At 30.2% G+C, this 13898-nt stretch carries 13 protein-coding genes; 10 read left to right on the forward strand and 3 right to left on the reverse strand.

What is annotated here, in order from left to right; genetic code table 11:
- Nucleotides 1–410: 410 nt before the first annotated feature.
- Entirely contained in the window at nt 411–899 is a 489-nt protein-coding gene (locus MXE27_RS06220; RefSeq protein ID WP_248611545.1) for a hypothetical protein, read from the reverse strand.
- A gap of 219 nt (nt 900–1118) precedes the next feature.
- On the reverse strand, nt 1119–1424 hold the full coding sequence (locus MXE27_RS06225; protein WP_248611546.1) for a hypothetical protein: 306 nt from the start codon (nt 1422–1424) through the stop codon (nt 1119–1121).
- Nucleotides 1425–1719: 295 nt separating this feature from the next.
- On the opposite strand from MXE27_RS06225, the gene MXE27_RS06230 reads away from it, so the two are divergent.
- The 8 genes from MXE27_RS06230 (at nt 1720) to MXE27_RS06265 (ending at nt 11379) form a co-directional block, all read left to right on the forward strand.
- Complete coding sequence (locus MXE27_RS06230) at nt 1720–4425, forward strand: type I restriction endonuclease subunit R (protein ID WP_248611547.1); 2706 nt, start codon at nt 1720–1722, stop codon at nt 4423–4425.
- A 100-nt stretch (nt 4426–4525) separates the two neighbouring features.
- Nucleotides 4526–5104, forward strand: a complete 579-nt coding sequence (locus MXE27_RS06235) for a restriction endonuclease subunit S (protein WP_248611548.1) — start codon at nt 4526–4528, stop codon at nt 5102–5104.
- A gap of 10 nt (nt 5105–5114) precedes the next feature.
- Entirely contained in the window at nt 5115–6662 is a 1548-nt protein-coding gene (locus tag MXE27_RS06240; protein ID WP_248611549.1) for a type I restriction-modification system subunit M, read from the forward strand.
- Nucleotides 6663–6667: 5 nt separating this feature from the next.
- A complete protein-coding gene (locus MXE27_RS06245) occupies nt 6668–7915 on the forward strand; it encodes a restriction endonuclease subunit S (protein ID WP_248611550.1) in 1248 nt (415 codons plus the stop codon).
- A gap of 26 nt (nt 7916–7941) precedes the next feature.
- Nucleotides 7942–8268 (forward strand): hypothetical protein, encoded by a 327-nt coding sequence (locus MXE27_RS06250; RefSeq protein WP_248611551.1) that lies wholly within the window; start codon nt 7942–7944, stop codon nt 8266–8268.
- A 25-nt stretch (nt 8269–8293) separates the two neighbouring features.
- Nucleotides 8294–8809 carry a DUF1802 family protein gene (locus tag MXE27_RS06255; protein ID WP_248611552.1) on the forward strand — a complete coding sequence of 172 codons (516 nt, stop codon included), beginning with the start codon at nt 8294–8296 and terminating at the stop codon, nt 8807–8809.
- 29 nt (nt 8810–8838) lie between these two features.
- Nucleotides 8839–10086, forward strand: coding sequence for a hypothetical protein (locus MXE27_RS06260; protein WP_248611553.1), 1248 nt, complete (start codon nt 8839–8841; stop codon nt 10084–10086).
- Nucleotides 10087–10545: 459 nt separating this feature from the next.
- Nucleotides 10546–11379: a nuclease-related domain-containing protein gene (locus tag MXE27_RS06265; protein ID WP_248611554.1), complete on the forward strand. Its 834-nt coding sequence runs from the start codon at nt 10546–10548 to the stop codon at nt 11377–11379.
- A 20-nt stretch (nt 11380–11399) separates the two neighbouring features.
- On the opposite strand, the gene MXE27_RS11935 is transcribed toward MXE27_RS06265, so the two are convergent.
- Entirely contained in the window at nt 11400–11534 is a 135-nt protein-coding gene (locus tag MXE27_RS11935; RefSeq protein WP_282731069.1) for a hypothetical protein, read from the reverse strand.
- Nucleotides 11535–12270: 736 nt separating this feature from the next.
- Between MXE27_RS11935 and MXE27_RS06270 the strand changes: the two genes are divergently transcribed.
- Nucleotides 12271–13134 carry a hypothetical protein gene (locus tag MXE27_RS06270; RefSeq protein ID WP_248611555.1) on the forward strand — a complete coding sequence of 288 codons (864 nt, stop codon included), beginning with the start codon at nt 12271–12273 and terminating at the stop codon, nt 13132–13134.
- 21 nt (nt 13135–13155) lie between these two features.
- On the forward strand, nt 13156–13878 hold the full coding sequence (locus tag MXE27_RS06275) for a toll/interleukin-1 receptor domain-containing protein (protein WP_248611556.1): 723 nt from the start codon (nt 13156–13158) through the stop codon (nt 13876–13878).
- The last annotated feature ends 20 nt before the right edge of the window (nt 13879–13898 follow it).

Raw genomic sequence — 13898 nt, forward strand, 5'->3', positions numbered from 1 at the left:
TTTTTTTTCAAAAAATTTTTCGCAAAGTCCCAACCCCCAACAACTTTACAGCCACTGTTTTTTGAATAAATAGTTTACTTTTAAACTTAAAATTAGTGGATATTGAAATATTTAAAATTCGTTAATTTTAAAGAAATGTAATTAATATGAATTTCAAGTAAATTATTTATCTTTTGAAAACAATCTTCATTATAACAGGTAAAACCTGGGAGTCAGTGTACCTTGAGGTGCCCGTTTAACAGTACTTCCAGGTGCTGATTTTATTTATTTATATCATATTCCATCTATTTTTAAAGAATCTTACTTAAAGTGGATATTAGCATCTGATTGGGCAATATATGGATGATTCGGAGTTAAAAATTTTAAAAAACGAATATATTATAATAAAATAAAAAAATAGAGGATGGGATTTAAGTTATTTGCCCATACCAAAGTCTTTGCACTTGGGTCCATTTCATGGAGCGTATTGTAACTTTACTTCCTTTTGGACCTTTAAGTATCATTGTTTTAGTAGCACCATATTTAGGTATTTTGGTGTATTTAACTACTTTTGTTTTGTAATAGGTGTGATATTTGGTTTTAATTTTGTATTTAACAGTTATTTTGGAGCTTCTAACATCGGTCCATTTGTATTTTCCGTTGTTATTGTAGATATAATAACTAATTTTTACTTTACTTCCATTTTTTTTCTCAAATATGTATGGATTGGAAAATTTAGCTACTCTTGGTTCCCAAACATATTGACCATCTGAATAGATCTTATCAGATGGATAGTATTTGCTGGTAAAAACTTTTGTTTTGTATTTGGTTGGCACATCTAATGCAAATGCTGAACTTAAAGTTAATCCAGCTACGGCCATAACCAAAAAAGATAGTATTATTATCTTTCTTTTATCCATTTTTTTTCACCCTAAATTATTATTTTTTTAAATATACTATTATTATTTCAATATTTACTATTTAATTTTTTTTTGCTTCAATGATAAAGTGCTGTATTTATAATTCAATCAATAACATTAGTAGATTTAGAAATTTTGTTATTACTAAATGTATGATATAAAATAAATTACATAATAAACCATCACAAGAAAAAAATTGTATGGATATTTAATGTAAATTTAGGTTGTTACAGTGAATGTTGAGTATGTTGAACATGGCCTGAAACTTCCGAAAATTTCAGATCCTCCATCAAAGCGTACCTTGAGAGTGTATGTTCCAGGTTCCATATTTTTAGTGTTAATTCTAAATGTTGCTTCTCCTGTTGGCCAATCTGTTTCTTCTGTTGCCTGAAAGACGATTGTGTTTTGGTTTTTAGGGTATATGTATAAATCTAAATCTTGTAAAGTTATGGGATTATCCCAAAAAGTGTTTTCTGCCCACAATTGTGCAGTTACTTTAGCTGTGTCATTTTGTTTACAGGTCATTGTATCAATTCTGTCCAGGTGGCTATCAACGGTTATTGCAAATGTTGCAGGAGATGCTACTACTGCTGTAAATAAAAACAGTAACATTATTTTTGAAATTTTCATTTATTCACCTATTTAAAATCATAAAAGTATACTTTTAAAGTTTAAATATAAAAATTTTTCTATTAATTTGGGCAAGTACATATATTTAACAGTCACTATTCACATCTAAATGAATTCTATAACTATAATAATATAAAAAACAATTAGTTAATAATATTAAATTATATGTTGACATAGAAAAGGGAATAAAATGGCCACACAGAGTGAAGCAGCACTGGAAAAAAGTTTAATCAATAAACTCGTTGAAGGTGGATATCAAAGAGTAAAGATTACTGATGAAGACAGTCTTAAAACAAATTTTAAGACCCAACTTGAAAAATTCAACAAAGTAGAACTAGAAGATGCTGAATTCAATCAGATTCTCACATTCTTAGAAGGTGGAACTGTATATGATAAAGCTAAAAAGCTTCGTGATAGATATCCCCTACAAAGAGAAGATGGGACATGTTATATTAAATTTTTAAACAAAAGAGACTGGTGCAAAAACCTCTTTCAAGTAACCAACCAAATAACCTTAGAAGGCAAATACAAGAATCGATATGATGTTACAATCTTAATCAATGGCCTACCACTTGTCCAAATTGAACTAAAAAAACGTGGAATTGAATTAAAGAAGGCATTTAATCAGATAAATAGATACCAATATCACTCATTCAGTGGGCTTTTCAATTATGTGCAAATATTTGTGATAAGCAACGGCGTAAACACTAAGTACTATGCCAATAATAAGAATTTAAGCTTCAAATATACATTTTACTGGAAAGATAAAGATAATAAAAATATTTCCAATCTGGAAGAATTTGCCGAATGTTTTTTAGAACGATGCCATTTATCTAAGATGATAACTAAATACATAGTTCTAAATGAAACTGAAAAGGCGCTCATGGTTCTACGAGCATACCAATACTACGCAGTAGAGGCTATACTCGATAAAGCACTAAACACTACCCACAACGGTTATGTATGGCACACTACAGGAAGTGGGAAAACACTAACCTCATTCAAAGTCAGCAAAATTCTAGCTGAAAACCCCAAAATCGATAAGATAATCTTTGTAGTTGACAGAAAAGATCTTGACTATCAAACCACTAAAGAATTCAACAGTTTTTCCGAAGATTCTGTTGATGGTACAGACCACACCAAAGCTTTAGTAAAACAACTCGCAGGGACAGAGAAACTAATAATTACCACTATACAAAAACTCACTAGGGCTGTTGAAAGACATGAAAAACGTTTGGATGGAGTAAAAAATAAAAATATTATTTTAATGTTCGATGAATGCCACCGCAGCCAGTTTGGTGAGATGCATAAAAAAATCACAGAGTTTTTTACCAATTTACAGTACTTTGGATTCACTGGAACACCTATTTTTGCAGTTAATGCTAACAAAAACAGAACAACACATGATATTTTCGGAGAACAACTACACAACTATGTAATTAAAGACGCAATCAATGATCAAAACGTCCTAGGATTTCACGTAGAATACTTCTCAACCATGAAAACTAAGGCCATCTTAGACATCGATGTAGAAGATATCAATAGAAAAGAGGCCATGGAAGCAGATGAAAGACTGGAAAAAATAGTTGACTTCATCATAGTTAATCACAAAAGAAAAACATTCAACAAAGAATTTAACGCTATCTTCGCAGTAAGTTCTGTGAAAGTTCTCAAAAAATATTATGATCTTTTTAAAAGCAAAGAACATGATTTAAAAATTGCAACCATCTTTTCTTATGATGATAATGAGGAAATTAAAGATGAAAAACATTCCAGAGAGAAGCTTGATGATTATATTGGTGATTATAATGAGTTATTTGGAACTAATTTCTCAACTGACACATTTGACCAGTACTATGTGGATGTGGCCAAAAGATCCAAAGACAAACAAATCGACATATTACTTGTCGTAAACATGTTTTTAACGGGATTCGACAACAAATTCCTCAACACCCTCTATGTAGATAAAAACCTAAAATACCACAACTTAATACAAGCATTTTCCAGAACCAACCGCCTTTTAAATGAGAAAAAAATGCAAGGAAACATTTTTTGTTTTAGGAACCTCAAAAAATTCACAGACGACGCCATCCAATTGTATTCTGATAAAGATGCTTCTGAAGTAATCTTAATGAAACCATATGAAGAATACGTCAAAGATTTCAATGAGGTTTTGATTGAGCTTATCAAATTAACTCCAGATATATATGATGTAGATGATTTACCCTCGGAAATCGAAAAAAAAGAGTTTGTTCGAATATTTAGGGAGTTACTACGTATTATAACCCGTTTATACATTTTTACAGAATTTGATTTTAATGATTTAGATATTGAGGAACAAACTTTTGAAGACTACAAAAGCAAGTATTTAGACCTTTATGAAGAGGTTAAATCCTATAATAAAACAGAAAAGGATTCTATTCTGGATGATATTGATTTTGAAATAGAACTAATAAGAAGAGATGACATCAACGTAGCTTACATTATCACATTATTAAAAGAGTTAGATTACAATAGCACATCATTTGATAAAGATAAGAAATTCATTTTAGATGCCATGGAAGGATCCCATGAGCTTAGAAGTAAACTGGAATTGATTGAAAGATTCATAAATGATAATATCCCTGAAATTGGCGATAAAGAAGAGATCGAATCAGAATTTGAAACTTTCGTTGAAAAAGAAAGAAATAATGCTGTAAGCGAACTCATCGATGATGAAAAACTACAAAAAATGGTTGCTAAAGGAATCATAGCAGAATATGAATTCTCAGGGAAAATCAGAAACGATTTAATCAAAGAATCATTTACCGAAGAACTTGGATTACTTGAACGCAGATCAAAAGTTCAGAAAATACGGGATAGAATCATTGATCTTGTAGATAAGTTCAGTTGGTAATTGTTCTTAATAAAAAATAACATGAAAAATAGTAAACTTTAAATAAGATGACTCACATATAATGTTCTAAGTCAATAAGAACATAAAGATGGAGTTAATAATGAAAGAGATTAGTTTGTCGAAAGCAGCAGAAATATCTTCGGGGCTCGTGATAAATCGTTTCAGAAGAAAAAATGAGTCATCCGGACTAAAAAAGTTGTACAAATACCAACATGTGACTTTAAAAAGTGTTGAAAACAATAATATTGATTTAAATCTCTTAGAAACGATAGAATCGGAAAGAGAAATCGATGATAAATATCTGCTCAAAAAAGGGGATATAATTATCAAATTGAGTCCCCCATATAATGCAGCATTTGTCAATTTTGACTTAGGAAATATTGTAGTTCCTCAAAATTTTGCAATAATACGAAGCATGGATAACTTCGATCCAGAGTATTTATCGTATATTCTTAATAGTCAAAATATTCGAAATCAACTTCAACGTAGAGTAGAAGGGGGAGCATTGCCTATTATCAAATTGAGCTCTTTGAATCAAGTTAAACTAAAACAGATTGACTTGAAAATACAGCACAAATATGCTAAACTCTTTTCTTTATTATCCAGAAAAAAAGAGCTTAAAAAGAGGATTATTGAATTGGAAGCGATTTTAACTGAAAATATTTTATCAAATCTTTAGGGTGATATTTATGTCGGATTATCAAAACAAACTGGAAAGTAAATTATGGGCCATAGCAGATGAACTTAGAGGAAATATGGATGCCAACGAGTTTAAAAACTATATATTGGGATTCATTTTCTACAAATACCTCTCGGAAAAGATAGAAATTCATATGAATAAAGAATTAGAAGCAAATAACTTAACTTTTACAGAAGCATATGAAAAAGAAGAATTTAAAAAAGCCATTGAAGAAGAAGGTATAGAAAATTTAGGATATTTCTTAGAACCACAGTGTCTTTTCCAAAATTTAGTAATCAAAGCAAAGAATGGTCAATTTTTATTAGATACCCTAGAAAAAGCATTGAAAAAGATAGGTGACTCTGCTTCAGGCCACGAAAGTGAAGAAGACTTTGTAAACCTATTCGAAGATGTAGATTTAACATCATCCAAGCTAGGGAGAAGTACTGATGATAAAAACGCATTAATATCCAGAATATTACTTCATTTATCACAAATCGATTTTAAACTGGAAGATCATGAACAAGACGTATTAGGGGATGCATATGAATATTTAATAAGTAAATTTGCCTCCAGTGCGGGTAAGAAAGCAGGGGAATTTTATACTCCACAACAAGTCTCTAAAATATTAGCTAAGATAGTTACTATTGGCAAAAAGCAGCTTAAAAACGTTTATGACCCTACTTGTGGTTCTGGATCATTACTATTACGTGTGTCCCGTGAATCAAAAGTGTCAGACTTTTATGGACAAGAATTGAATCAAACGACTTACAACTTGGCCCGGATGAATATGATTCTCCACGATGTAAAATATGAAGATTTTGATATACAACAAGGAGACTCTTTAGAAAATCCAAGGCATTTAGGAATGAAATTTGAGGCCATAGTGGCCAATCCGCCTTTTTCAGCAAAATGGTCATCAGACAAACATTTTTTAGATGACGAACGATTCAGTGTTTACGGAAAGCTAGCCCCTAAATCCAAAGCAGACTTTGCCTTTGTCCAACACATGGTCTATCATCTGGAAGAAAATGGAACTATGGCAGTCGTTTTACCACATGGAGTACTTTTTAGAGGAGCCGCTGAAGGTGTAATTAGAAAGTATTTGATTGCTGAGAAGAATTATCTGGATGCAGTGATTGGATTACCTGCCAATATATTTTATGGGACAAGTATTCCGACTACTATTTTAGTATTTAAGAAGTGCAGGGAAGATGATGCTGATGTATTCTTTATTGATGCATCTAAATACTTTGAAAAGGTTAAAAACCAGAATAAATTACGAACTGAGGATATTGATCGGATTATAGATTCCTACCAAAAAAGGGAGAATATGGATAAATTTGCCCATGCAGCCACCCTGGAAGAAATTAAGGACAATGATTATAATTTGAATATTCCTCGCTATGTGGATACTTTTGAAGAAGAAGAACCAGTTGATTTGGATGCACTAGTTCTTGAGTTGGAAAAGATTGAGGATGAAATCATAGAAGTCGATGCTGAGATTGAAAAATATTGCAATGAACTGGGCATTAAGGCCCCTATATTCCGGAGATGATTCTTGTGAATGTGCCTGAGTTGAGATTTCCAGAATTTAGAGGGGAATGGGACGAGAAAAAAGTTAAAGACATTTATTCAATTAAAAATGGTTTGAATAAGGAAAAAGAGTTTTTTGGAAAAGGAATTCAAATTTTGAACTATATGGATGTAAATCAAAACGTTTTAAATGATGAAACGACAATCAAGGGGTTAGTGGAGCTAAATGACAAGGAAATAGAGCGTTATAGTGTAAAGTTCAATGACCTATTTTTTACTAGAACTTCCGAAACTTCTGAGGAAATTGGACTTACTAGTTCGTATAGGGGTATGAAAATTAAATGTGTTTTTAGTGGGTTTATACTAAGGGCAAGGCCTGATAAAGATAATATTAATTCTTTATTTTATGCTTATTATTTCAGAAGTCATTCAAATCGACAAAAAATCATCAAACATAGTTCTATCACCACCAGAGCGCTGATTTCTGGTAGTAACTTATCTCAAATAAATGTGGGGGTACCGTCTTTACAAGAACAAGAAAAAATAGCTTCCTTTCTATCAAATGTAGATGAAAAAATAGAAAAACTAGAGAGAAAACAGGAACTTTGGGAAACATATAAAAAAGGAATGATGCAGAAGATTTTCTCTCAAGAATTAAGATTTAAAGATAAAAATGGGGAAGAATATCTTGATTGGGAAGAAAAATTATTGGGAGATATAGGTTCTACTTATACGGGATTGTCTGGAAAAACTAAAGAAGATTTTGGAAAAGGAAGCCCATTTATTACATATAAATCTATTTTTGACAAAAATAAAATTGATTTAGACAGATTAGAACGTGTTGATGTAAAAAACTTTGAAAAACAGAATACTGTGAAATATGGGGATATATTCTTTACAACATCATCTGAAACTCCTGAAGAAGCTGGAATGGCTTCAGTTCTTCTCGATAAAATTGAAGATTGTTATCTAAATAGTTTTTGCTTTGGCTTCAGATTAAATTCTTTTGATAATATTCTTCCAGAATTCATGAGTTTTTACTTAAGAAGTCCTTTAATTCGCAATGAAATTAAAAAATTAGCTCAAGGAAGTACTCGGTTTAATTTATCCAAAAAACAAATGATGAAATTAAAATTAAAAATTCCTTCAATTGAAGAACAGTCAAAAATAGTTAATTTACTTTCAAATATTGATTTAAAGTTAGATTGTATGGTAAAAAATATTGTAAATAATAAAGAGTTCAAAAAAGGATTATTACAAAAGATGTTTTGTTAATAAGTTAATTAAAAAGAGGTGTTTTTATGATAGATTGTGTAGTATATAAAGCATTAGACATTTTAACGGATAAACTCGCTAGAGGAAGTAATTATGTTATACTTTCAAATAATGAGGATGTCGAAAGATCCAAAGACATCCTAAAAAAATTGTCTGATGATGGACAAAATATAGATCCTGAGTTAATATATGGAATAGTAATTAGAAACCCACGATGGAAGGATAAAGAAGCTCGAAAGCTAAAAGGATTTGCACAAAAGATATTTGAAGGTGTTAATCCCAGAATCAAGGAACATAATAAGTATCCTGCGGACTTTATAAGTAAACTTCATGAAGAATGCGAAAATTCATGAATTTTTTTATTCATGGAGTTAAAACATGAAAATAACCAAATGCTTAAATGAATGGAATGCAACCTTAGAAGCTCTAGGCCAAGGCCAGCAATCTATTCTAATAAGAAATTATAAAACCATTGTGGAAGACTTTCTTTTATTTCCCACAGTCAGCTATTTGAATAATGAAAACTTCTTAGAAAGCTTTCAGGATAAATACAAATTATTTGTCCAAGAAAATGCCCATCCTCAAAAGAATGATTCTAAAACACTGGTTAAATACTATGCTAAAGTAGAAGATGTACTAGAAAAACCAGCTAACCGTATAGGTGGATTAAATAAATACCATATATGGACAAATGAACATGTCCGATCATATCTAAATTCCAGCAAAGCATATGTCTGGTTATTAAGAGTTTACGAACTAAAAGAGCCCGTTTGGACTGAAAGAACTAGGGGTATGGTGTTTGCTAATACAACTGAAGAGATTTCACTTGAGGGAATTATCCCCGTATTGAGTGATGATGAATTCAACCAAATTCAAAGTGAAATCACTAAATAATTTCTTCATGAAAATTTTGGTGAAATTATATGTTGAATTTATTATTTAAACTCCAATTCAAAGATTTGGAAGATGACAATAACGAAATTCAAAGAATTCTTGATGAAAAATTTTACTTTAATCAGCATACTTACGATGAGAGTAGCTTAAAACATGAAGCTAGTTATCTACTGGAAAAAATCGATATAAAATGTCAAGACAATGAAAAATTATTTTTGTATTACATTAGAGATGTTTTGGACCATATTGGGAATATCAATCAAAGTGGTCGTATAATGCTACATCATATCTGGCCATTGTTTTTCTCCAGATATCCTTCAGGTCAAATATGGGCAATAGAAATTGATCAAAAATGGCAAGATGAAATTTGGCATGGTCAAAGAACTCTTGCTCATCAATCAGGTTTTTTGGATAAAAATCCCAATTTATTTTCTTCGCAAGAAAATTCAGGGTTTGATAGTTATCATTTCCCTTATAATGCATTTAATATTATAGATTATGGGATTTATCCACTTATACTGACTGTGCACTGTAAAATTTTCGGATTAATATTTTTGTATATACCTGATACTGCAATTACTCATTCACAAATGACTGAAGAGAATACTTGTTATACAAAAATTTTATGGGATATGCATCACATCTTTGACGATCAATGGACTTTTGATAGTGGTCGAGGCCCTAAAAATTCTGCGGATCCTGATTATATATTCCCTCTGGAACAATTAAAGTATTATGAATGGTTTATAGAATTAATTAATGATTGCATGGAAAAAATAATTTCTATAGATGATTTTTTAAAGAGAGAACAGTTAGTTTTAACTTTAAATAGAGCTATTTTTGATGCACAATTAGCAACTATTAATGAATTGCCTTATATGGCTAAAGTTTTCTTTTTTAATTTTGCTGATAAAATTGCTAATATAATAGCTCTTTCAAATAATAGCCAGAATGACGCTTCTTTTTTTAAAAACATGTTTGATGTGGATTTTATTAAAAGGGAGATTATGCCAATAATAGAAAAAATTCCGGATAACGCAGGTGCTTTCTTCACGAATATTTTAAAAAAGATTGTTAATGATTTGAATTCAGCTAAATTATCTCCTGATGACTTAAGATATATAAGAAACACTAATCATGGGTATAATCTTTTTGAAAAAAATACTAAACGGATTATGGAGATGGATGGTGAAATTGACAATGATATCAGTCTAACTGCAACTCCTTTCATTATATATATCCTCTATAAAATATGCCATATTGAGTGGAATAAATAATACAGTTAACTTCGTTAAATCTGCATATAACGAATATACATATTTTCATCAAAAATATATCATTTTTCCCAAATTCAATATAAGCCAAAACTAGTAAATTTAGATCAAGACATATAGCTGTATTATAGATTTACACCACTTTCTCAATTTTTTAAAAAAGTAATTTATTCGTAATTTTTAAATAAAAATTTGGTTAATTTTGACTTCAATAATGAGGAACTAAATCTACATGGGGTTTACTATTTCCCTTAACAACTATTTTTCCATCTCTTAGTTTAATATTAATTTTTAATTTTTTCATTTTAATTATTTCCAAATGCTCTCTATCTTAATCATAATATACTTGAAGCAATGGTTTAAATAGGGGGTTTAATGGATACTGGGACTTCATTAATCCTCATGAAATAAGAAAAAAGATTAATTTTAATTATAAATAATAATATGGGAGCTTTTGAGTAAATGAAAAATATAATTTGCAAAAATTGTGGTGCCAAGTACAGGCTTGGAAATAGAGATATTCATGAATTTAAATGTTCAGAATGTGGTGAGAACCTTAAACCTACTCCTCGTGCAAAGAGATCCTACAAATCTAAAAGGAAACTTGTAAAAAACCACCAATACTACGCTGAGAGGAGGGTAATAAATTTTGCCATAGCCATGTTAGCTGGAGTTATAATTGCTTTAATTGGATTATTCATATTATTTATAACCGGGGAATATATTGCGCTGGGATTAGTGGGAGCTGGTGGGTTATTATTTATTAAGGCATCTAAAAAAAGAAAAATCTGGAAGAAAGGGGTGAGGGGCGAAAGAAAAGTGGCAAGATATCTAAACACTCTCCCACAAAGATTCTTTGTTTTTAATGATGTAACATTACCTAATATCAAAGGAAATATTGACCATATAGTTGTGGGACCTACTGGTGTTTTTGCAATAGAGACCAAGAATTATCTGGGTAGGTTCCAACTAACTGGAGATGACTTACAAATTATTAAAAAAGGATCATTAAGGCCATTACATAGTAATCCCTGCAGACAGTCCAGGTATAATGCAACAAGACTATCCAAATATATATCTGCTCATAATATATCACGAATTCGCGTCAGGCCTGTGGTGACTTTCATAAATAAGAAGGTTGATATAAAAAGGGATCCTCTGAACTATGATTTCACTTATTATGATACATTGACTGATTTTATATTAAATCAAAGGGCAACAATGGATTATGATAAAGTAAAGGCATGTGCATCTCTTTTAATGAAATATGCGGCTGAATATTCTTTTTTTGAATAAAAAAGAAAAAAAGATTTTAATCAGGACATATAATCAATTTTACCGTCTTCATGGTAGTCCGGACTATTATCATTCCACTGGGTGGTGATCACATTATCACGGATTTCTTTATAACATTTGGCAGCGTCGTCTTTGGGTTTCAGGGTATCACCCAAGGATACTATTATGAAGATGGGTTTTTACAGCATATTCTTAAGGCAAGATTGCTGTAAATGATACAGAAGATATAGGTTAGATTAATTCAATTATTAGTTAAATTAGTATTGTAGGAGTATATCAACTGTTGCTATCAAGAAAATAATAAGAGTGAGCCACTCTTTGTAATTTTAAGGAGCTATTGGTTTAATTCAGTATTATATTGGTATTTTTGGAGCAACATCTCTTTAATTATTGTGTTATATTATTTTACTTGTTTATTTTCTTCTTCATATATCTCGATAATGTCTATAAAGTAGTCTAAGTCGGGGTCTTTACACTTGTGATTAACTTCTTTTAACCATTCCTTGAATTGTAATAATGATTTCATAAATCATAATATTATTACTTTATTTATAAATTTTATGTTATTATTGAAATCCATAAATTTATATTCAAGTTTTTTTGAAGGGTTGGTCTTTCGGGGGTGTCATCTTGAATTCGACCCATTTATTCAAGCTCCCCTAAATTATAAAAATCTTAAAGGTTTTCCCTCAACTATTTCCTATTTATTTAAAGATTTATTATAAAAATAATTGATTTAATCACATCTTAAAGTATCCTTTTGCATTATCATTATTTAACTTTATCTCTGAGTTCTGTTCTGATTTATCATATCATCAAACTGTTATCTTATTAAAGCGAAATTTTATATAATAACTTCAACTATTATTATTAATCATAGAGCTGAGTATTATGAACATTGATATTAATCCTGAAATAAAACCCTTATATGCCAATTTATTGAGACTAGGAATTGCAAAATATTTAATTACTCAACGTTTTGATCATTTATGTATTGAAAATAATTTAGATCAATTGTGGGAAAGATGTGAAAGCCATGTAATGCGCCTTAGTAATGTTGCTATGTTAATCCCAGGATTTACAGGTTATGCTACTGGCGCTTTAGGTATTTTCTTGGAACAGTTAAGGGAGTTGAGTGATGAACAGTTTCTGGACTTAGTAGGAAAGATAATCACTGATTTTATTGATTGGAATAATCAAGAGATGGACCTTAGCAAAGTTAAAGAATCATTGGTTAATTTAGGATATGATTCTTATAAAATTGATAATATAATTCAATATAAAGAAAATCCATCAATTGAATCTCCCCCACCACAAGAAATATTTGAACTAGAAAATAATGAATTAGAAGTTGATGAAAAACTTTGTTTTGTTTTGATGCCATTTGATGATAAATTCGATTCAATATATGAAAATATAATAAAAAAAGTAGTTGAAGGTAATGAATTTAAATTAAATTGCAGAAGAGCAGATGAAATTTTTGGAACAGGACCAATAATAGAAGATATATGGAAATATATCAAAAAAGCTAGAATTTTAGTTGCTGAACTCACTGGGAGAAATCCAAATGTTTTTTATGAATTGGGGCTTGCACATGCAATGAGTAAAGAAGTTATTTTAATTACGCAGAATTTAGATGACGTGCCTTTTGATTTAAAACATTATCGATGTCTTGTTTATGAAGATTCAATAATGGGAGCTGAAAAATTAGAAAAAGCATTAAAGAATACATTAAGAGATAAATTTGCTGAATAAATTATATTCAAGGGGATTTGAATGGCATATGATGTTTTTATAAGCTATGAAACTGATTCAGGGAAAGACTATGCAGAACATTTAAAACATGCCTTAGAAAAATCAAAAATTCATAAATTCAATGTGTTTGTAGCTCATGTAAATCTTTCAAGTGGAAATGATTGGAGAAAAGAAATAGATGATGCATTGGAGAAATCTGTTTTTTTTATTGTTATTATAACATCACTAACAATTGAATCAGATGAAGTTAAAAATGAATGTAAAAGAGCTTTAGAACTGAACAAAAGGATTATTTCACTTAAACATTCCAGAGTATCCTTATCTGAAATAGGTAAATTAGCAAAATTTCAACAATGTGAGTTTAAAAATGATTCAGAACTTGTTAATGAAGCCATATTTGCTATAAAGAATGACATAAAAAAAGAAAAGGAAAAAATTAAAATTAAAGATGATCCAGAAGAGTTTTGGCAAAGAGGAAACTTATTTTATAACTTAAAACAAATGGATAAAGCATTAAATGCTTATAATAAAGCAATAAAACTTAAACCAGATCATGTTGGTGCTTTGGTTAACAAAGGCCTTGTACTTTTAAATTTATCTAAACCTCTTGCTGCTTTGAAATGTTTTAATATGGCAATGGACGTAAGTCCTACAGCAGATGTATATAGTAATAAGGGATTAGCTCTTACTTTATTAAATGAGTCAGATGCGGCTATTGTGTGTTATAATGAAGCATTAAAATAAAATCCCAATTTATATCAAGC

Origin of the sequence: Methanobacterium alcaliphilum (assembly GCF_023227715.1) — an archaeon.
In the GTDB taxonomy this organism is placed as follows: domain Archaea; phylum Methanobacteriota; class Methanobacteria; order Methanobacteriales; family Methanobacteriaceae; genus Methanobacterium_E; species Methanobacterium_E alcaliphilum.